This is a genomic window from Amycolatopsis sp. NPDC104863 (assembly GCF_055582965.1).
Map to the genome: position 1 here is coordinate 343,219 of NZ_JBVJOW010000003.1, position 18,227 is coordinate 361,445.

Genomic DNA, 18,227 nt, shown 5'->3' on the forward strand with positions numbered 1-18,227 from the left:
TCAGGCCACCTGCTCTTCCACGAGTCCGATGCGTTCCAGGGTCCGGGCGGGCATGAACCGCAGCAGCGACACCGTGACCGCCGGGATGAGCAGCGTGATGCCGCCCAGCCACACGGTCGAGAGGTGGCCGTTGGCGATCGCGCCGAACCAGGCGTGCAGCGCGGTCAGCGCCACCGCCGGGTACGCGCACCGGTGCAGCCACAGCCAGCGGCGGTAGGAGGTGAACCGCTGCAGGCCGGCGGTGAAGCCGATGGCCAGCATGACCTCGAGACCGACGATGCCGAGGTTGTGCCGGGTCTCCTGGCCGGAGAGGAAGGGGACGAACAGGTACTGCAGCGTGTAGGGCTGGATCGTCAGGTAGAAGAAGCCCAGCGCGTGGATGCCGCCGAAGATCAGCGTTCCGGTCGCGAGGACCAGGTGCGTGCTGCGCAGCGCCTTGCGGCCGGTGACCGAGCGCACCCAGCCCGTGGCGGTGAGCACGCCCCAGGTGAGGGTCAGCATCATCGCCGCGTAGGACGCCCGGGCGGCGAACGCCGCGAGGCCGCGCGCCGCCGGGTCGGTCTTCGGCTGGAACTGCTGCGTGATCAGGATCGTCGCGTCGTGCCAGGTCTCAACCATGGGTGCCCCCGGCACGGACCGGGACCGGACGGGACGAGCCGCGGCCGCGGCGGTTGCCCTTGATCTGGCGCAGCACGTAGAACAGACCGCCGCCGACCAGCAGGAACAACGCCGACACCACGGCGATCTGGGAGGTGTCGAGGCCCAGCTGGGCCCCGGCGGGCGCCGCGGTGGTGGACACACTGGGCTCGGGGAGCGCGGTGTAGTCGACCATCCCGGTGCTCTCGAGCATCGTCATGTGCCGCATCACGGCCTGGTTGCCGACGGTCGCGAAGGCGCGCACGTCGTCGTTGCGGGTGCCGGCGCGCAGCTGCGCCAGGACGGCGAAGACCTGGCCGTGCGCGGCGCGCAGCCGGTTGGCGAACACGCGGTCGAAGGCCGGGCCGGGCGCCGCGTTCATCTCTTCGAGCAGCCAGCCGCGCTGCTCGTCGGACGGCTGGTCGGGGACCGGCGAGTTCAGCTTCGCCGACAGCGCGCGGGTCGCGACGTCGAGCCGGCCGTGGTCCATCATGATCGCGAAGCCGACCGCCTTGACCTGCGGGCTGCCCTTCTCCATGGCCATCATGCCCGAGGGCATCTCCCACAGACCGGCCTGGCGGACCTTGGTCAGCAGCACCGCGTCGGTGGGTGAGACGGCGGTGGTCTGGGCGGTCGAGGCCGAACCGGGCGCGAGCAGCGCCAGCACGGCGACGACCACGAACAGGATGCGGACCAGCGGTCGCGAGCGCTCCAGAGCGGACGGCGGGTCCAGCTCGAGCGTGGCGAACTCAGACGCCGAACGCATTTTGCCTCCACTCGTCCTGGGTCAGCGTGATCTTCTTGCCGTCCGGCGCGATCGGGTACCAGGCCTGGTCGGCGCCCTGGCCGGACGTGTCGGCCGGTTCGCTGTCGCCGGTGAAGTGGTACAGCGGCCAGCCGGCGAGGGTGACCTGCTGGGTGCCGTCGTCGCGGGTGATCTGGCCGATGAGGGACTGGTCGACGTCGATCGGCGCGGGACCGCCGGTCTTGACGGGGATCCACTTCGCGGCGCACGCGTCGTTGCAGTTGGACCGGGACGGGTCGGTCGTGTCCCGGTCGTAGCGGTAGATCGTGTACCCGGTCCCGTCGACGAGCATCAGGCCGAGGTCGAAGGTCTTGGCCGCGCGGAGCTGGCTCTTCGCCGGGTCGTTCGGGTTGGCGGTGATGGGCTGCGGCATCGCCAGGGTCAGCGGCGCCTGCATGCCGGGCATCTGCATGCCGGCCCCGCCACCTGCGGCGTAACCACCCGAGGTGGTCGCGGCGCCGGCGGTGCAGGCGGTGAGCAGAGCGAGTGCGGTGAGGCACACGGCGGCGGGGACCACCGTTCGGGGAATGCGGATCACTGCTCCTCCGTGGGGCATGACTACGCGCCGTCGCCGAGGGTGCGGCGGAAAAGCGCGCGAAAGATCCACAGTGGACTTTCGGTCCGGAGTGGATGCGGAGCGTTGCGGGGGACAACGCCTTGTCGGGGGTCTTCGGTAGGGGATACGGACACGATCCGGAAACGGTTCAAAAAAGTTCTGGGACATTTGGTACTGGACTCCGGGGCTCCGGCACACCAGGATGTGCCGCGTGGGACGGCACACTCGAGCGCTGAGACCCGTCGAAGATCACCAGGAAGCGGTTGTCGGGTCCGACGACGCCTCCGATGATCTGGCGAAGGCGCTCTACCAGGAGTTCGGCGGGTCCCTCATGGCGTTCGCCCTACGGCTGACCGGTCACGACCGGCAGTGGGCCGAGGACGTCGTGCAGGAGACCCTGATCAAGGCATGGCGGAACGCGGACAAGCTCGACCGCCGGCCCGAGATGTTGCGCGCGTGGCTGTTCACGGTGGCCCGGCGTATCGTCATCGACGGCTGGCGCAGCCGGAGCGTCCGCCCCCAGGAGCTCGAGGAGATCGAATCCGACGCGATCGCGGTGTCCGACGAATCGGACCGGACGCTCGCCGCGATGATCGTTTACGAGGCGCTGCAGGGGCTTTCGCCCGAGCAGCGGGAGGCCATCCAGCAGACCTACCTGCGCGATCGGACCGTGAACGAGGTCGCGGCGACCCTCGGGGTGCCCCCGGGCACGATCAAGTCCCGCATCCACCACGCCGTCCGCGCGCTGCGCCGTGCCCTCCGCGAGCGGGGGTGAACTGAGGGTGGCCGGGTCCGCACACACCGATGTCGCCGCATACGTGCTCGGCGTCCTCAGCGAGGCCGAGAACACCCAGTTCGAAGCCCACCTCATGAACTGCCCGCACTGCCAGCTCGACCTGATCGAGCTCTACCAGCTCCCGGACGTCCTGGACCTGGTGAAGCGCAGCTGGCCGGAGCCCCCGATGCCCGCGCCGAGCCCGCGCACCCTTGCGCCCGGGCCGCGGGTCCTGCGTGGCCTGATGGAAGAGGCCACCGTCAAGCGGCGCCGCCGCAAGCGCCTCGGCATCATCGCCGGCGTCGCGGCCGCCTCCCTCGTCGTGGCCGGCCCGCTGGTGACCCTCGCGGTCCGGCCGGCCGACGCCGTCCCGCCCGCCTCGCTCGCCGCGCCGAGCGGCAAGCAGCCGCCGCCGGTGACGAGCGTGCCCGCGACGTCCACCGCGCCGCCGGAGAGCGGCACCCCGAGCCAGCCCGGCGGCGGCCAGACCTACGGCCGCGGCAGCGGCGGGTCCGCGGTCAGCGCCCTCGTCACCGTGTCCCCGGTGGAGTGGGGCAGCCGGGTCGACCTCGAGCTGCGCGGGATCGTCGGGCCGTTGAAGTGCCAGCTGATCGCCGTCTCGGCGTCGGGTGACGAGCGCGTCGTGTCCAGCTGGGTGGTGCCGCCCAAGGGTTTCGGCATTCCCGGCTCGTCGGAACCGTTGCGGCTGCAGGGTTCCATCTCGATGGTGATGGACCAGATCGCGCGGTTCGAGGTCCGTGGTGACGACGGCACCGTCCTCGTCACCGTGCAGCGCTGAATCTTTTTTCCGGGTAAAACGCGGTGACCTGGGTCAATGCTGCCCGGTTGCGTTCCGCTTGATAACGAACAGATAACGGGCCGGTCGCTTTTGAACCTCGCGGCACCGGGGTCCGTATCCCCCAATGCATCCCCCGATGCATCCCGACGCCGGAGCCGAACGCATCCCCCCGGGCTCCGCGTGATCTCGACCTCAACTAACGGTAGTTCTTGCCCGGGCCACCGCGGTGTTCGGCGTGCCCGGAATAACGAACGAGGTGAACTAGTCTATGGCCCGGAATTCTCGGTCCCCCGTGACGGGCAAGCATCGCGTCGCCCGTCGTACGAAGATCGCCATGGGCGCGATCGGCCTGGCGATCGCCGTCGGCGCACTCGCCGTCGCGGTCAGCGCGGGCCGCACGGGCGAAGCGAGCGCGGACCCCGCCGACCCGTCGTTCTTCATCGACATCAACAAGGTTCCCGCGGGCAACAACGTCAACGCGGCCTTGCAGAAGAAGGGCGCGCAGGGATCCTTCACCGTCGACTGTGGAACGAACGCCGACGGCGCGCACCACAACCCGGACAACTTCATCGCCCAGCCCGGGATCAAGAACGGCGCCCAGCATCTGCACGACTACGTCGGCAACGTGACCACGGACGCCGATTCCAGCCTCAAGAGCCTGCTCGCCGGCGACACCACCTGCAAGAACGGTGACCAGTCGGCGTACTTCTGGCCCGTGATCCGGATCGACCGCGAAGACAACGCGGCGAACCAGAACGAAAACCAGCAGGCGCAGCAGAAGCAGCAGGGCAAGACCGGCGACGTCCAGCAGGACCAGAGCGCCAAGGACGCGCAGGCCGCGAAGGACGCCGGGCAGGGCCAGGACCAGGCGGCTGGCGACCAGAACGCCCAGGACCAGAACGCGCAGGATCAGAACGCGCAGGATCAGAACGCGCAGGACCCGAACGCCCAGGATCAGAACGCCCAGGATCAGAACGCCCAGCAGAAGCGCAAGAACACCGGTGGCGGCGCGGGCCGCGGCGGTGACCAGAACGCGCAGCAGCAGGACAACCAGGACCAGCAGGCGCAGCAGGACCAGCAGCAGGGCCAGGACCAGCGTCGTGGCGGCAAGAACCAGAACCAGAACGGCAACGGCGGCAAGAACAACGGTGGCCAGAACGGCAACCAGAACCAGAGCAGCAGCGCCGCCGCGCCCCCGGCCGAAGAGCTCGGCGGACCCCAGGGTGCCAACGAAGAGGTCGGCGACAACGACGGCGAGATCCTCGAGCCGGAGTCCGCGACCCTGAAGTTCATCGGCGGTGGCGCGAAGAACGTCGTCGCGATGCCGCTCGGGCTGAAGATCCTCTACGGTGACGCCAAGCAGAGCACCAACGGCCCGGCCAACGCCCGGCCCAGCTGGACCTGCACCGGCTTCGAGGACCGGCTGACCGACCTCTACCCGATCTGCCCGGCCGGCAGCAAGGTCGAGCGCATCCACGCCTTCCCGAACTGCTGGGACGGCAAGAACACCGACAGCGCCAACCACCGCACGCACATCGTGTTCGCGAACCAGCAGGGCAAGTGCCCGCAGGGCTTCAAGAACGTGCCGCAGCTGCAGGTGACGCTGGTCTACGACGTCCCGCAGGACGTCCAGCAGAAGGGCCAGTACAAAGTGGACGCCTTCGCCCAGGAAAAGCACAACCCGCGGTCCGACCACGACGACTTCGCGAACGTGATGAGCAAGAAGATCATGGGCCGCCTCGTCAACTGCGTCAACTCGGGCAAGGCCTGCGCGGAATAGTCATCCCGGCCAGCTGAAACCCGGATTCGGGAAGGAGAACCTCCGATGAACCGTGCTCGCCCGGTTGCCGCCGCCGTGCTCACCGTCGCCGGATTCGCGCTCGTCGCGGCTTGCGGGTCCAACCCGTACGCTGCTTCCGGCGCGGTCCAGCCGGTGGCGCTCGGCGCCCCGCGGCAACCGGCGAGCGCGGTCCCGGCCGGCTCCACGGCCGGCCAGGCCCAGCTCGTGGCGTCCACAGTGGAGGGTCTTGGTGCGGTCCTGACCGACGCCGGCGGCCACACGCTCTACCAGTACGCCAAGGACGCGGCCAACCCGCCGCGCTCCGTCTGCGACGGTGCCTGCGCCCAGATGTGGCCGCCGCTGCTCTCCGACGTCCCGGCGCTCGTCGCCGGGGTGGACGAGAAGCTCGTCAGCCTCCTCACCCGGCCCGACGGCCGCAAGCAGGTGTCGGTGGCCGGCCGGCCGGTCTACACCTACGCCAAGGACACCGGCGCCGGCGTCGCGCTGGGCCAGAACGTCAGCGCGGACTGGGCAGCCGTCACGCCGACGGGGGAGAAGGCGGCCACCGCGGCCAAGCCGACCACCGTCGGCATGGGCGAGGCCGGCGGTCTCGGCCCGGTCCTCACGGACTCGGCGGGCCGCACGCTCTACCTGTTCACCAAGGACGGCAAGGACTCCGGACAGTCCACATGCGACGCGTCCTGTGCGGACAAGTGGCCGCCCGTGCTCGTCGACGGCCGGATCACCGTCGCCGAAAGCGTCGACACCGGTCTCATCGGCCAGATCCGCCGGAACGACGGCACCATGCAGGTGACCGTCGGCGGCTGGCCCGTCTACACCTACGCCCAGGACAGCGCGCCCGGCGAGGCGAACGGCCACGGCGCCGGGAACACCTGGTACGCCGTCGAACCCGGCGGCTGCAAGGTCGACCCCGCGCGCCGGCCCGACTCCTCGTTCAAGACGGCCTCGGCGACCGGCAGGTACTGACCCGCCCCACGAACCCCGGCCCGGCGGACACTTCCCTCCACCTCACCCCCCAGTCCGCCGGGGCGGTTGCTCCACCCGAAGAACCGCGGGACCCCCGTCCCGCGCCCCGAGCCCCGGCCCGGTGGACACTTCCCTCCACCTCACCCCCCTGTCCGCCGGGCCGGGATTCTTCACCCACACCGATCCGGCCCCACCGGATCAGCGAAGGAGGAGACGGCGGGAGTCGCTCCCGCCCGCGAGTTCCGGCCCGGTGGACACTTCCCTCCACCTCACCCCCCCAGTCCACCGGCCGGAACCCTCCCTCCCCACCCAAGATTCCCCTCCGCACACACGTGATTCCCCTCCAGTCACGCAAGAAGCCTCCCCAATCACGCGAGATCCCCCTCCAGCCACGCGAGTTCCGCCCGCGTCGTCCGTCCAGGTACGCGTGTCGTCCGCTCGGGTACGCGTGCCGTCCCTCCAGACACGCGAGTTGACCCTCCAATCACGCGAGTCGACCCTCCAGACACACGAGTTCCGCCCCTAGCCACGCGACTTCCGTCTCCAGTCACGCGAGTTGACCTTCCAGACACGCGAGTTGACCCTCCAATCACGCGTGTCGACCCTCCAGACACACGAGTTCCGCCCCCAGCGACGCGACTTCCGCCTCCAGTCACGCGAGTTCCGGCTCCAATCACGCGAGATCCGCGCCCAGCCACGCGAGATCCGCCCCCAAAAGACTTCCGGCCGGTGACCGCCCCTCGGTCACCGGCCCGGCCCCCCCGCCAGAACCGCCGCCCCCGCAGACCCCGGTCCGGTGGATGCTTCCCTCCACCTCACCCCCCTCATCCCCCGGGCCGGCTCACGCCGCGGTTCCCGTGCTCCGGCACGGGGACCGCGGCCCAGAAGTCCAGCGGCACCCGGCCCGTCCCGCGCCCCGCCGCGTCGAGCAGACGGCCCATCAGCTTGACGCTCCGCAGCGTCACCGCCCGGCCCGTGATCTCCAGCCAGGGCAGCTTCGCCGCCAGCACCGCCTCCAGTGCCACCGTGTCGTGCTGCGAAGGCAGCCACACCACCAGCATCAGGTTCGCCGCCCCGGTCAGGGCCGCGCACATCCGGACCTCCGGCAGCATCGCCAGCGACCGCGCCGTCGTCTCCAGCTTGTCCGGCGGGACCCGCAGCCAGAGCGTCACCGTCACCGGCGCGGGTGACACGGACCGAGCGATCTCGCACCGGACGCGGATCGCGCCACGGGCCAGCAGCGCGTCCAGCCGGCGTCGCACTGTGGTGGCCCCGACGCCGAGTTCGAGCGCCAACGCCGCTGCCGACACCCGTGCGTCGACGCCCAGTGCGAGGATCAGCGCCCGGTCCGCGTCGTCGAACCGCAGTGGCGCCCGGTTCTTCGGCGGCTTCGCCGAAAGGGCCTCCCGCTGACCCGGCGAGATCGCCCGCACCCGCCACCGGCTGCCCTCGGTGAACATCCGCGGCGACAGCACCGTCCGGACGCGGGTCACGCCGGGCACCGCCGTCACGCGGTCCAGGACGTGCGCGCCCAGCTCCCGCAACGTCGGCGCGACGACGTGGGCGAGCAGGTCGCCCGGCCCGGCCACGCATTCGACGGTCACGACACGCGGGTCCGCGGCCAGCGCGGACGCCGCCGAAAGCGCGGCCCCCGGCGCGCAGTCGATCTCGACGAACGCCAAGGCCAGCTGCGCCGTCAGCTCGCCCCCGGCGTATGCGGTGAGCCACGCGTCGCCCCGCTCGACGAGTGCGTCCCAGCGCCGGGCGGCGGTCACCGCGCCCAGGCCGAGCGCGCGGCCGAGCGTCGACCAGGACGCCCGGGGCGCGGCCTGCAGCGCGTCGACCAGTTTGAGGTCCTGCTCGGCCAGCATGGCGGATTCTTCGTTCATCGGCCCTCGGAACGGTGGTTTCGGGGATTTTCCCCGGCCATTGTGCTCGACTCTCGCATGATCGGCGGATGACCCTGCGCTCCGACGCCGCCGTCCTCCTCGACGACCTGGTCGCCCTGCGCCGCGACCTGCACCGCATCCCCGAGATCGGCTTGACCCTGCCGCGCACCCAGGAGCGGGTCCTCGCGGCGCTCGACGGGCTGCCCCTCGAAATCTCCCTCGGCAAGAACCTCTCCTCGATCACCGCCGTCCTGCGCGGCGGCAAGCCCGGCGGCACCGTGCTCCTGCGCGGCGACATGGACGCGCTCCCGGTGACCGAAGCCAGCGGCGAGGACTTCAGCTCGACCCTGCCCGGCGCGATGCACGCCTGCGGCCACGACCTGCACACGGCGGGCCTGGTCGGCTCGGCCCGGCTGCTCGCCGCGCGCAAGGACGACCTGCCCGGCGACGTCGTGTTCATGTTCCAGCCCGGCGAAGAGGGCTGGGACGGCGCCGGCCGCATGATCGAGGAAGGCGTGCTGACGGCGTCCGGCAAGCACGTCGACGCCGCCTACGGCCTGCACGTCTCGGCCACGACTTACAAAAAGGGCCACTTCACCGCCCGCCCGGGCACGCTGATGGCGGCGTCGGGCGGGCTGTTCGTGCGGGTGCGCGGCGACGGCGGCCACGGCTCGTCACCGCACGACGCGCGCGACCCGATCCCGGCGGCCTGCGAGATGGTGACCGCGTTGCAGACGATGGTCACGCGCGGCTTCGACGTCTTCGACCCGGTGGTGGTCACCGTCGGCACGTTCCACGCGGGCACGCGGCGCAACATCATCCCGGACGACGCGGTGTTCGAGGCGACCCTGCGGTCGTTCTCGCCGGAGGTCGCCGAACGCGTCGGTGAGCGCGCGGTGCGGGTGTGCCAGGGCATCGCCCAGGCGCACGGCCTCGACATCGACGTCACCTTCGAGCCGGAGTACCCGGCGACGGTCAACGACGCCGGCGCGTACGACTTCGTCGCCGACACGATCCGCGACGTCTACGGCGAGGAGCGGTTCACCGAGATGGCCGATCCGATCACCGGTTCGGAGGACTTCTCCCGGGTGCTCGAACGCGTGCCCGGCGCCTACCTCTTCCTCGGCGCGTGCCCGACGGACCCGGCGACCGCGCCGGACAACCACTCACCCCGCGCCCGGTTCGACGACAGCGTGCTCGGCGACGGCGCCGCGCTGCTGGCGGAGCTCGCGGTCCGCCGGCTCGGCATCCTGGCGGGGTGACGCGCGTGCGCAGTTATCACTGGCCCCCGCTGCTCCCGGTGCTCGCGCTGGTCCTGATGCCGTTCCTGCCGTTCGTCAACACGACCGGGCTGTGGCTCGGCCTGCCGCGGATGGTCGTGTGGGGCGCGTTCTGGTGCCTGATGTTCACCCCGGCGCTGCTGCTGTCCGAACGCCTGCTGCGCGCGGCGGGGGAGGAGGACGAATGATCCTCACCTTCACTCTCGCCGGCATCGTCCTGATCGGCGTCCTGGGTTTTGTCGGCCGCCGCAAGCCCGTCGCCGACCTCGCCGAGTGGACGGTCGGCGGCCGCCGCTTCGGCGCCATGACCATGTGGTTCCTCCAGGCCGGGGAGGTGTTCACCACCTTCACCTTCCTCGGCATGGCCGGGCTCGCGTTCTCCGGCGGGGTCGCGGCGATGTACGCGCTGCCGTACGTGCCGATCGCCTACGTCGTGCTGTTCTTCCTCGCGAAGCGCCTGTGGACGCTGGGCAAGGAGCGCGGTTATCTCACGCAGGGCGACTTCCTCGAAGACCGTTACTCCAGCCGGGCGCTCGGGACGCTGTCGGCGGTACTGGGCGTGGTCTTCGTGCTGCCGTACCTGCAGCTGCAGATCACCGGGCTCGGGCTGATCGTCCGGCTGGTGACCGGCGACAGCGCGTCCGGCACGCTCAGCATGGTCGCCGGCAGCGTGCTGGTGGTCGCGTTCGTGCTGTGGGCGGGGCTGCGCGGGGTCGCGGCGACGTCGTACTTCAAGGACGGCATCATGCTCGTCGCGCTGGTGGTGCTGATCGTCGCGGTGCCGACGCACTTCGCCGGCGGGATCCCCGCGGTGTTCCACAAGATCGAGCAGCTGCACCCCGAGAAGCTGATCGTCCACAGTGGAGCGAACGACCACGTCTGGTTCGTGACGAGCATGCTGGTCAGCGCCATCGGCGTCGGGCTGATGACGCTGCCGCACTCGTGGCCGGCGCTGATGTCGGCGCGCGACCCGAAGGTGCTGCGGCGCAACTACGCCTGGATGCCGGTGTACGAGCTGTGCCTGCTGCTGCCGATGATCGTCGGGTTCGCGGCGATCCTCGTGGTGCCCAAGGGCAGTGACCCGAACGGCGTATTGCTGACGCTGTCGAAGGACGCCCTGCCCGGCTGGGTGACCGGCATCATCGTCGTCGCCGCGACGGCCACCGCGATGGTCCCGGCGGCCGGGATCCTGATCGGCATCTCGTCGCTGGTGGCGCGCAACATAGTCCGCGTGCGCGGCGGGCGCAAGCAGTTCTGGATCAACCACGGCACGGTTGTGCTCGCGAGTACCCTTGCCCTCGTGCTGGGCATCTTCCGGCCGGACCTGCTGGCCAACCTGCTGTTGCTCACGTATTCGGGGTCGGTCCAGCTGGCCCCGGCCAACCTGCTGGGCTTCCTCAAACGAGTGCCGGTCGGCAAGGGCCCCGTGTTCGCCGGGCTGATCGCCGGCGAGGTCGTCGTCATCTGGCTGACCTTTGTGGACACTCACTTCGCCGGCACCGTCAACGTCGGCCTGATCGGGCTCGGCGTCAACGTCGTCGTGCTGGCGCTGGCCGCGCTGGTGTCGCGGCGGCAGACTTCTCCCGTGGAGGCGGCGTGACGCGCACGGTTTTCACCGGTGGTTCGGTGTTCGACGGTTCCGGTGCGGAGCCGGCGGAGGCGGACGTCGTCGTCGAGCACGGCCGGATCGTCGACGTCGGCACGGACCTGGACGGCGACGAGGGGGTCGACTGCTCCGGCGCGGTGCTGCTGCCGGGGCTGTTCGACTGTCACGTGCACGTGACGGTGTCGGAGATCGGGCTGCTGTCGCGGGTGCAGAAGCCGTTCTCCTACCAGTTCTACGAAGCCGCGCGGAACCTCTGGGCGACGCTCGGCCTGGGCATCACGACGGTCCGCGACGCCTCGGGCGCCGACCTCGGCATCAAGCAGGCGGTGGACGACGGGCTGATCCCGGGGCCGCGGCTGCAGATCTCGATCGGGCTGATCAGCCAGACCGGCGGCCACGGCGACAGCTGGAACCCGTCGAGCATCTGCGTCCCGCTGCTGGTGCCGCACCCGGGCCGCCCGGACGCGACGGCCGACGGCCCCGACGAGATGCGCCGAGTCGCCCGCACGCTGCTGCGCGCGGGTGCCGACGTGCTGAAGGTGTGCACGACCGGCGGCGTGCTCTCCCCGCGCGACGACCCGCGGCATTCGCAGTACACCCCGGAGGAGCTGGAGGTCCTGGTCGCCGAGGCGTCCGCGCAGGGCCGTCCGGTGATGGCCCACGCCCAGGGCGCGGCGGGCATCAAGAACGCGGTGCGGGCGGGTGTCCGGTCCATCGAACACGGCATCTACCTCGACGACGAGGCGATCGAGCTGATGCTCGGCCACGGAACGTGGCTGGTCCCGACGCTGATCGCCCCGGTCAACGTGGTCCGCGCGGCGGACGCGGGCGTGGATCTGCCGGCCTCGGTGGTGGCGAAGGCGCGCGAGGTGGTGGAAGTCCACCGCGACTCGGTGCGGCGGGCCTACGCGGCGGGCGTGCGGATCGCGATGGGGACGGACAGCGGGGTGGGTCCGCACGGGACGAACCTCGAGGAGCTCGCGCTGATGGCGGCGTGCGGGATGACCCAGGCGGACGTCCTGGAGGCGACAACGTCGTCGGCGGCGCGCTTGATGGGGTTGGACGGTGAGCTGGGGCGGATCGAGCCGGGGCTGCGGGCCGATCTTGTGGTGGTGGCGGGGGATCCGTACGACTTCCCGGCGCTGGCGTCGAACATCCGGGAGGTCTGGAAGGACGGCATCCGGGTGGTCTGACACCGTGTCGTCCCTCTAGACACGCGTGTAGTCCGGTTGGTCACGCGTGTCGTCCATCCGGACACGCGTGTCGTCCGGTTGGTCACGTGAGTTGCGCCGCGGATCACGCGGGTTCGGTCTCTGGCCACGTGGGTTCGGTTCCGGGCACGCGGGTTTGGTCCCGGATCACGCGAGTTCGGTCTCTGGTCACGCGAGTTCCGTCCCGGATCACGCGAGTCACCGCGTGGCGCACGGTCGGCAGCCACTGTCCCGTCGGCCGCGTGCCCGCCGCCGCGTCGCGCAGTTCGCGGCGCTAGCGGCGACCCAGCCGCAGGGTGGTCGCCGCGGCCTCGGGCGTCACCATGGCTTCCGTCCCGCCCGCGTACTTCGCCCGATAAGCAGCGTCGACCGCCGCGGTGACCTCCGCCGACGCGGCACCGACGTCTTCGACGGAAACCTCGGCTTCCAGACCCGGCACCCGAACGCGCGCCCGACCCGACCGCACCGCGGCGCCGAACCACCCGGTGTCCCGCCGGTACCACGTCCGCACGTAAACCTGCCCGCCCGCGCAGACAACCCAAATCGGCACCCACCGGCGCGAGCCGACCGCGATCTCCAGCTCCTGGGCCGCGGTCAAGAACCGCAAGTCGTCCGGGGACCAGGGTTCCGTCATGCCGGCTCCGGGGTGAGGAGATCCTTCAACGCCGCCGCGAACTTTGCCGGGTTTCGCTGCGGGGCCAGGTGGGCTCCCGGCATCTCGGTGAACGGCAACCCCAGCTCCAGCGCCAGGATCTTCGCCGGCTGGTAGTGGTAGTGGCCGCGGCTGGCTTCGCCCGCCACCGGGACTATCTCCGTGCTCGCCCTGCGCAACGCTCGCAGATCCGGCAGGTAGTCGAAGAACTCCGTCAGCTCGCGGTCGAACAGGCGGACCCAGTCGGCCTCGTGGGGGAGGCGGATCGTGGGCAGGTTGGGCAGGGCCGCGCCCGCGATCGCGTCCGCGAAGCGGGTCACCGCCGCCATCAGCTCACCCGAACGGGCCAGCCGGACCTGCTCGGCCGCCGCCTCGAGCCAGCTGCCCGCGTCCGGCATCAGGTGGACCGCCGGGGGTTCGTGGGCGACCAGTGTGGTCACCCGGTCCGAAAACCGGGCCACGAGGTCGAGGCCGATCAGCGCGCCCGCGCTCGAGCCGAACACCAGCGCCGGGCCGTCGGTTGTGTGCTCCAGCACCGCCCGGGCGTCGTCGGCCTGCAGGGACACCGGGACCGGGCCCGTCGTCGTGTCCGTGCTGCCGAAGTGGCCGCGCCGGTCGTACGTGATCACGGTGAACTCCGCGTACAGCTGCTTCGCCAGCGCGCGGTAGGAGTCACCCGCCCCGGTGCCGCCCGCGATCAGCAGCAGCGCCGGACCCTCGCCGCCGCGGCGGACGAGGAGCTCACCGTCCTCCACCGGGCAACGGCTTTCCGAGATCATGCATCGAAGTGAAGCACAACGGCCGCAAGCTAACGTGCGCGGTATGACGGAACGGCGAGCGATCCTCAGCGGCTCCACCTTCGAGGAACAGATCGGGTACGCCCGCGCTGTCGTGCACGGCGATCGGGTGTACGTCTCGGGCACGACCGGCTTCGACTACACGACGATGACGATCTCCGAAGACGTCGTCGAGCAGGCGGCGCAATGCCTGCGCAACATCGGATCCGCGCTGGCGGAGGCGGGCTGCACCCTGGCGGACGTCGTCCGTGTGCGGTACCTGCTGCCCGCACGCGAGGACTTCGAACCGTGCTGGCCGGTGCTGCGCAAGGCTTTCGCGGACGTCCGCCCGGCCGCGACGATGCTGCAGTGCGGCCTGGCGGACCCCCGCATGAAGATCGAAATCGAGGTGGACGCCCACCTCCCCGGCTAGAGCCGTTCGATGATCGACGCCGTGGCGAGCGCGCCGCCGGCGCACATCGTCACCAGCGCCGTCGACGCGTCCCGGCGTTCCAGCTCGTGCAACGCCGTTGTCAGCAGCCGGGCCCCGGTGCTGCCCACCGGGTGACCCAGCGCGATCGCGCCGCCGTTGACGTTGACCCGGGAGGGATCGGGCGAAAGTGTCCGCTGCCACGACAACGCCACCGAAGCGAACGCTTCGTTGACCTCGAACAGGTCCAGGTCACCGACCGTCATGCCGGTCCGCGACAGCACCCGTTCCGTCGCGCGGATCGGGCCGTCCAGGTGGAAGTACGGCTCGGCCCCGACCAGCGCCTGCGCGACGATCCGGGCGCGCGGCCGCAGTCCCAGGGCGGCGGCCCGGTCGGCGTCCATCAGCAGCAGCGCCGCCGCGCCGTCGGAGATCTGGGACGACGTTCCCGCCGTGTGGATGCCGTCCTCCACCACCGGCTTCAGCCGGGCGAGGCCTTCGACGGTCGTTTCGCGCAGGCCCTGGTCGCGACCGACCAGGCGAGTTTCCCCCGTCAAAGCCCCCGAAGCGTCGAGGACCGGAGCCTTCACCGGCACCACTTCGCGGTCGAAGTGCCCGGCTTCCCACGCGGCCGCGGCCTTCTGCTGGGACGCGGCGCCGAACGCGTCGACGTCGTCGCGCGTCAGCCCGCGGCGGACGGCGATGCGCTCCGCCGCGCCGTACTGGTTGGGCAGGTCGATCGACCACGACGCCGGCCGCGGCGACGCACCCGCGCGGTTCGCGCCGAGCGGCACCCGGCTCATCGCCTCGACCCCGCACGCGACACCGACCTCGATGGCGTCCGCCGCGATCAGGCCGGCGATGAGGTGGGTGGCCTGCTGCGCCGAGCCGCACTGGGCGTCGATCGTCGTCGCGCCCGCCGTCTCGGGCAGGCCCGCGTGCAGCCACGCTGTGCGCGTGACGTTGTTGGACTGCTCGCCGGCCTGCGTGACGCAGCCGCCGATCAGCTGCTCGACCAGCGCGGGGTCGATCCCGGCCCGGTCGAGCAGGGCCAGCTGCGCGGCGCCCAGCAGCTCGGCCGCGTGCAGGCCGGCCAGCAGGCCGCCCCGCTTGCCGATCGGGGTCCGCACGGCTTCGACGATGACCGGCACGCCCATGTCGTCCCCTTCGTCGGGAAACACTGTCCACTGACTTAAAAACTAGAACAAGTTATCGTTCTAGGCAAGCCGCCGCAGCATCCACGTAATCTTGATCTTCCGCAACTGAGCGCTCGCTCACCTGCCGTCATCGGTCAAGTTAACGGGTTTCACTGAACGCCCTTCCGTTAGTTAACACCGTATGCTTCAATCCGAGTTAGAACGTGTTTCACGGCGAACCGTGGGAGGCAACGTGGCCGCTCCGCTCATCCCCGCCGGTTTCGACTTCACGGACCCGGACCTCTACGCCCAACGGCTGCCCCTGGCCGAGTTCGCCGAGCTCCGGCGGACCGCCCCGGTGTGGTGGAACCCCCAGAAGACGAACACCGCCGGCTTCGGCGACGACGGCTATTGGGTCGTCTCCCGGCACGAAGACGTCAAGGAGGTCTCCCGCGACAGCACGCTCTACTCGTCGAGTGAGAAGACCGCGATCATCCGCTTCGACGAGAGCATGACCGAGGACCGCCTCAACGCGAACCGGTTGGTGCTGCTCAACATGGACGCCCCGCAGCACACCAAGCTGCGGCGGATCGTGTCGAAGGGCTTCACCCCGCGCTCGATCGCCAAGCTCGAGGACACCCTGCGCGAGCGCGCCGAAAAGATCGTCCACGAGGCGCGCAAGAAGGGCACCGGCGACTTCGTCACCGACGTCGCGTGCGAGCTGCCGCTGCAGGCGATCGCCGAGCTGATCGGGGTCCCGCAGGAGGACCGGCTCAAGATCTTCGACTGGTCCAACCAGATGGTCGCCTACGACGACCCGGAGTACGAGGTCGAGCCCCTGGAGGCGTCCGCGCAGCTCATCGGGTACGCGTGGAACATGGCCGAGGACCGGCGCAAGTGCCCGATGGACGACATCGTCACGAAGCTGATCCAGGCCGACGTCGACGGCGAGGCGCTGGGCTCCGACGAGTTCGGGTTCTTCGTCATCCTGCTCGCCGTCGCGGGCAACGAGACGACGCGCAACGCCATCACGCACGGCATGAAGGCGTTCCTCGACCACCCGGACCAGTGGGAGCTCTACAAGGACCAGCGGCCGAAGACCGCGCCCGACGAGATCGTCCGCTGGGCCACCCCGGTGGTCGCCTTCCAGCGCACCGCCACGCGCGACACCGAGCTCGGCGGCGCGCAGATCCGCAAGGGCGACCGCGTCGGCATGTTCTACAGCTCCGCCAACTTCGACCCGGAGGTGTTCGACAACGCGGAGAAGTTCGACGTCCTCCGCGAGGACAACCCGCACGTCGGGTTCGGCGGCACCGGCTCGCACTACTGCATCGGCGCGAACCTGGCCCGGCTGGAGATCGACCTGATCTTCAACGCGATCGCCGACGTGATGCCCGGCATCACCGAAGCGGCGGCCCCGGTCCGGCTGCGGTCGAGCTGGTTGAACGGGATCAAGCACTACCCGGTTCGGTACGCCTGAGGAACTCGAGGACCCGCCGCCGGGTGAGGTCGGCGGCGGGTTCGTCGTGGTCGGGGCCCGCCGCGTCCGTGTAGAAGTGGCCGACTCCCGGGTAGGTGAACACCCGGGCGTCGGCGCCCGCGCCGGTCGCGGCCGCCTGCCAGGCCGCGACCTGTGCCGGGGGCGCGATCGGGTCCGGGTCGGCGACGTGCGCCTGCGCCGGCAGGCCCGGGCGGACCGACGCGGGCAGCGCTCCCACCGCGTGCAAGAGCACGACGCCGGCCGTGTGCGGGCGCTCGGGCAGCACCTCCTGGACGACTCCCGCTCCCATCGACACGCCCAGGAGCACGCTCTCCGCGGGCAGGTCCCGCACGGCTTCCCGGGCCCGCCCGACGACGGTCGCCCAGCCGACGGTGTCCTTCAGCGCAAAACCTTCCTCGATCGTCGCGGCGGTCGAGCCGGCGTAGAGGTCCGGGGTGGCGACGCGGTGCCCGGCGGCCCGCAGCCGGTCGGCCAGGCCGAGCTCGACGGGCCGCAGTCCCAGGACGGAGTGGAAGAGCACGATGGTGGTCACCCGACCATGACATCATGACGCGATGGCCCCGCGAGCGACCGTCGACGTCGAGTTCTCCGTCCGTGTCACCGAACCCGGGCGCGCGGCGGTCTCCGTCGCGGCCGCGCGGGCCGACACCGACGAGCTCACCGTGTCCTGGCACGGGGAGAGCGAGCTCGCCGAGTTCGAGCACGGGACACGTGCCGAGGTCTTCGAGCTGCCCGCCGGTGAGCACCGCGTCACCTACCACGCCGAGCACGCGCTGACCGAGCCCGAACCCGAGCCCGTCACCCTCGCCGAGCTCGCCGTGTTCACCCGGCCCAGCCGGTACTGCCCGTCCGACCGGATCGCCGGGCTGGTGCCGCCCGAGCTGTTCTCCGTGCCGAGCACCAAGGACAAGGTCGACCGGATCGTCCGGCACGTCCACGAGCGACTGTCCTATGTGGCCGGATCCAGCCGCGGGACCGACGACGCGATCGACACGCTCCTGGCGGGGGAAGGCGTCTGCCGCGACTTCGCGCACGTCTGCATCACGCTCTGCCGCTCGCTCGACATCCCCGCGAGGTACGTCGGCGTCTACGCGCCCGGACTGTCCCCGATGGACTTCCACGCCGTCTTCGAGGCCGTCGTCGACGGCCACTGGTACGTCTTCGACGCCACCCACCTCGCGCCCCGGCAGACCATGCTCCGGATCTCGACCGGCCGCGACGCCGCCGACACGGCGTTCCTCGCGACCCTCGGCTGCGAGCTCGACTTCCTGGGCAGCACGGTCTTCGCGACGACGGACACCGCGCTGCCCCAGGACGACTGGACCGAGCTGGTCGTGCTCGGCTGACGCCGATCGGAGGGGCCAACCGCGTGTTGCCCGCGCGAAGAGGCCTTCCGCTGGGTAGACAG

At 70.8% G+C, this 18,227-nt stretch carries 19 protein-coding genes; 11 read left to right on the forward strand and 8 right to left on the reverse strand.

Annotated features, from left to right (window positions below; translation table 11 throughout):
* Genes ACZ63J_RS18270 through ACZ63J_RS18280 form a run of 3 tightly spaced genes read right to left on the reverse strand, consistent with a single transcriptional unit; the run spans position 1 to position 1,979 of the window.
* Entirely contained in the window at positions 1-618 is a 618-nt protein-coding gene (locus tag ACZ63J_RS18270) for a ferric reductase-like transmembrane domain-containing protein (RefSeq protein ID WP_465337948.1), read from the reverse strand.
* The gene (locus ACZ63J_RS18275; RefSeq protein WP_465307519.1) at positions 611-1,402 is read right to left on the reverse strand and encodes a DUF4142 domain-containing protein; all 792 of its coding nucleotides are present in this window, start codon (positions 1,400-1,402) and stop codon (positions 611-613) included. Before ACZ63J_RS18275 ends, ACZ63J_RS18270 begins: the two co-directional genes overlap by 8 nt.
* Complete coding sequence (locus ACZ63J_RS18280; protein ID WP_465307517.1) at positions 1,386-1,979, reverse strand: hypothetical protein; 594 nt, start codon at positions 1,977-1,979, stop codon at positions 1,386-1,388. The genes ACZ63J_RS18275 and ACZ63J_RS18280 overlap by 17 nt, the downstream gene beginning before the upstream one ends.
* A 229-nt stretch (positions 1,980-2,208) precedes the next feature.
* On the opposite strand from ACZ63J_RS18280, the gene ACZ63J_RS18285 reads away from it, so the two are divergent.
* The 4 genes from ACZ63J_RS18285 to ACZ63J_RS18300 all read left to right on the forward strand — a co-directional run bounded on the left by ACZ63J_RS18285 (position 2,209) and on the right by ACZ63J_RS18300 (position 6,338).
* Complete coding sequence (locus tag ACZ63J_RS18285) at positions 2,209-2,772, forward strand: sigma-70 family RNA polymerase sigma factor (protein ID WP_465307515.1); 564 nt, start codon at positions 2,209-2,211, stop codon at positions 2,770-2,772.
* 7 nt (positions 2,773-2,779) lie between these two features.
* Positions 2,780-3,571, forward strand: a complete 792-nt coding sequence (locus ACZ63J_RS18290) for an anti-sigma factor family protein (protein ID WP_465307513.1) — start codon at positions 2,780-2,782, stop codon at positions 3,569-3,571.
* A 268-nt stretch (positions 3,572-3,839) separates the two neighbouring features.
* Complete coding sequence (locus tag ACZ63J_RS18295) at positions 3,840-5,351, forward strand: DUF1996 domain-containing protein (RefSeq protein ID WP_465403323.1); 1,512 nt, start codon at positions 3,840-3,842, stop codon at positions 5,349-5,351.
* A gap of 45 nt (positions 5,352-5,396) precedes the next feature.
* Positions 5,397-6,338 (forward strand): SCO0930 family lipoprotein, encoded by a 942-nt coding sequence (locus tag ACZ63J_RS18300; protein ID WP_465403325.1) that lies wholly within the window; start codon positions 5,397-5,399, stop codon positions 6,336-6,338.
* An 824-nt stretch (positions 6,339-7,162) separates the two neighbouring features.
* On the opposite strand, the gene ACZ63J_RS18305 is transcribed toward ACZ63J_RS18300, so the two are convergent.
* Entirely contained in the window at positions 7,163-8,227 is a 1,065-nt protein-coding gene (locus ACZ63J_RS18305; RefSeq protein ID WP_465403327.1) for an Lrp/AsnC family transcriptional regulator, read from the reverse strand.
* Between the two features lie 68 nt (positions 8,228-8,295).
* Here ACZ63J_RS18305 and ACZ63J_RS18310 point away from each other — a divergent pair, with 68 nt between their 5' ends.
* Genes ACZ63J_RS18310 through ACZ63J_RS18325 form a run of 4 tightly spaced genes read left to right on the forward strand, consistent with a single transcriptional unit; the run spans position 8,296 to position 12,306 of the window.
* Positions 8,296-9,489 carry a M20 metallopeptidase family protein gene (locus tag ACZ63J_RS18310; RefSeq protein ID WP_465337942.1) on the forward strand — a complete coding sequence of 398 codons (1,194 nt, stop codon included), beginning with the start codon at positions 8,296-8,298 and terminating at the stop codon, positions 9,487-9,489.
* Positions 9,486-9,695, forward strand: coding sequence for a hypothetical protein (locus tag ACZ63J_RS18315; RefSeq protein WP_465337941.1), 210 nt, complete (start codon positions 9,486-9,488; stop codon positions 9,693-9,695). The genes ACZ63J_RS18310 and ACZ63J_RS18315 overlap by 4 nt, the downstream gene beginning before the upstream one ends.
* On the forward strand, positions 9,692-11,107 hold the full coding sequence (locus ACZ63J_RS18320) for a sodium:solute symporter family protein (RefSeq protein ID WP_465403329.1): 1,416 nt from the start codon (positions 9,692-9,694) through the stop codon (positions 11,105-11,107). The genes ACZ63J_RS18315 and ACZ63J_RS18320 overlap by 4 nt, the downstream gene beginning before the upstream one ends.
* Entirely contained in the window at positions 11,104-12,306 is a 1,203-nt protein-coding gene (locus ACZ63J_RS18325; protein WP_465337939.1) for a metal-dependent hydrolase family protein, read from the forward strand. The genes ACZ63J_RS18320 and ACZ63J_RS18325 overlap by 4 nt, the downstream gene beginning before the upstream one ends.
* Positions 12,307-12,598: 292 nt before the next feature.
* On the opposite strand, the gene ACZ63J_RS18330 is transcribed toward ACZ63J_RS18325, so the two are convergent.
* Together ACZ63J_RS18330 and ACZ63J_RS18335 are read right to left on the reverse strand one after the other, a co-directional pair.
* Positions 12,599-12,958 carry a DUF2255 family protein gene (locus ACZ63J_RS18330; protein ID WP_465403332.1) on the reverse strand — a complete coding sequence of 120 codons (360 nt, stop codon included), beginning with the start codon at positions 12,956-12,958 and terminating at the stop codon, positions 12,599-12,601.
* On the reverse strand, positions 12,955-13,755 hold the full coding sequence (locus tag ACZ63J_RS18335; RefSeq protein WP_465403334.1) for an alpha/beta fold hydrolase: 801 nt from the start codon (positions 13,753-13,755) through the stop codon (positions 12,955-12,957). The genes ACZ63J_RS18330 and ACZ63J_RS18335 overlap by 4 nt, the downstream gene beginning before the upstream one ends.
* A gap of 43 nt (positions 13,756-13,798) precedes the next feature.
* Here ACZ63J_RS18335 and ACZ63J_RS18340 point away from each other — a divergent pair, with 43 nt between their 5' ends.
* On the forward strand, positions 13,799-14,185 hold the full coding sequence (locus ACZ63J_RS18340) for a RidA family protein (RefSeq protein WP_465403336.1): 387 nt from the start codon (positions 13,799-13,801) through the stop codon (positions 14,183-14,185).
* On the opposite strand, the gene ACZ63J_RS18345 is transcribed toward ACZ63J_RS18340, so the two are convergent.
* Positions 14,182-15,339 (reverse strand): steroid 3-ketoacyl-CoA thiolase, encoded by a 1,158-nt coding sequence (locus ACZ63J_RS18345; RefSeq protein WP_465403338.1) that lies wholly within the window; start codon positions 15,337-15,339, stop codon positions 14,182-14,184. The two genes, ACZ63J_RS18340 and ACZ63J_RS18345, sit on opposite strands and share 4 nt — an antisense overlap.
* Before the next feature lie 232 nt (positions 15,340-15,571).
* Here ACZ63J_RS18345 and ACZ63J_RS18350 point away from each other — a divergent pair, with 232 nt between their 5' ends.
* On the forward strand, positions 15,572-16,798 hold the full coding sequence (locus tag ACZ63J_RS18350) for a cytochrome P450 (RefSeq protein WP_465337934.1): 1,227 nt from the start codon (positions 15,572-15,574) through the stop codon (positions 16,796-16,798).
* Here the strand turns inward: ACZ63J_RS18350 and ACZ63J_RS18355 are convergent.
* A complete protein-coding gene (locus tag ACZ63J_RS18355; protein ID WP_465403340.1) occupies positions 16,770-17,351 on the reverse strand; it encodes a dienelactone hydrolase family protein in 582 nt (193 codons plus the stop codon). The genes ACZ63J_RS18350 and ACZ63J_RS18355 overlap by 29 nt on opposite strands.
* A gap of 22 nt (positions 17,352-17,373) precedes the next feature.
* On the opposite strand from ACZ63J_RS18355, the gene ACZ63J_RS18360 reads away from it, so the two are divergent.
* Entirely contained in the window at positions 17,374-18,165 is a 792-nt protein-coding gene (locus tag ACZ63J_RS18360; RefSeq protein WP_465403343.1) for a transglutaminase-like domain-containing protein, read from the forward strand.
* Positions 18,166-18,227: the final 62 nt, after the last annotated feature.

Coding starts and splice junctions, on each gene's coding strand:
- ACZ63J_RS18270 (WP_465337948.1), bottom strand. CDS start 618: ATGGTTGAGACCTGGCACGACGCGACGATCCTGATCACGCAGCAGTTC.
- ACZ63J_RS18275 (WP_465307519.1), bottom strand. CDS start 1,402: ATGCGTTCGGCGTCTGAGTTCGCCACGCTCGAGCTGGACCCGCCGTCC.
- ACZ63J_RS18295 (WP_465403323.1), top strand. CDS start 3,840: ATGGCCCGGAATTCTCGGTCCCCCGTGACGGGCAAGCATCGCGTCGCC.
- ACZ63J_RS18300 (WP_465403325.1), top strand. CDS start 5,397: ATGAACCGTGCTCGCCCGGTTGCCGCCGCCGTGCTCACCGTCGCCGGA.
- ACZ63J_RS18305 (WP_465403327.1), bottom strand. CDS start 8,227: ATGAACGAAGAATCCGCCATGCTGGCCGAGCAGGACCTCAAACTGGTC.
- ACZ63J_RS18310 (WP_465337942.1), top strand. CDS start 8,296: ATGACCCTGCGCTCCGACGCCGCCGTCCTCCTCGACGACCTGGTCGCC.
- ACZ63J_RS18320 (WP_465403329.1), top strand. CDS start 9,692: ATGATCCTCACCTTCACTCTCGCCGGCATCGTCCTGATCGGCGTCCTG.
- ACZ63J_RS18330 (WP_465403332.1), bottom strand. CDS start 12,958: ATGACGGAACCCTGGTCCCCGGACGACTTGCGGTTCTTGACCGCGGCC.
- ACZ63J_RS18335 (WP_465403334.1), bottom strand. CDS start 13,755: ATGATCTCGGAAAGCCGTTGCCCGGTGGAGGACGGTGAGCTCCTCGTC.
- ACZ63J_RS18340 (WP_465403336.1), top strand. CDS start 13,799: ATGACGGAACGGCGAGCGATCCTCAGCGGCTCCACCTTCGAGGAACAG.
- ACZ63J_RS18345 (WP_465403338.1), bottom strand. CDS start 15,339: ATGGGCGTGCCGGTCATCGTCGAAGCCGTGCGGACCCCGATCGGCAAG.
- ACZ63J_RS18360 (WP_465403343.1), top strand. CDS start 17,374: ATGGCCCCGCGAGCGACCGTCGACGTCGAGTTCTCCGTCCGTGTCACC.